The sequence below is a fragment of the Thermococcus sp. 21S7 genome (assembly GCF_012027615.1).
GTDB lineage: Archaea > Methanobacteriota_B > Thermococci > Thermococcales > Thermococcaceae > Thermococcus.
Window position 1 is genome coordinate 1 of sequence record NZ_SNUT01000033.1, and the last position, 389, is coordinate 389.

Here is a 389-nt window from a genome sequence, read left to right on the forward strand (position 1 = left end):
GATTCCTTTGTGATACCACCGATTATCCTGTCGTTGTAGATCATCTCGTGAATCGTTTTGCCGGGGATTGCTCTCTCCGGACAGTGAACAACGTGGAAGTCTTTCCCGGCTTTTAGACCACTCTTTTCAAGGATCGGGATGAGAAGACGTTCCGTTGTTTTTGGCGGAACTGTGGATTCCAGTATTACAAGATTTTCCTTCCTCAAGTGTGGAACTATCATTTCTGACGCGGATCTTACGTACCTTAAATCAGCCGCCTTTGTCTTTTCGTCAAGTGGCGTTGGAACTGCTATCAGGAATACATCGCTCTCTTCGACCTCTGTTGTCGCCTTAAAGTTTTGTTTTGCTTTTTCAAACAGCTCTTCCAGTCCCGGTTCCTGAAAGGGTAG

General features: G+C 46.0%; 1 pseudogene. It reads right to left on the reverse strand.

The window, feature by feature from the left end:
• Nucleotides 1–389, reverse strand: a pseudogene (locus E3E51_RS12975) (UDP-N-acetyl-D-mannosamine dehydrogenase); the annotation flags it as partial.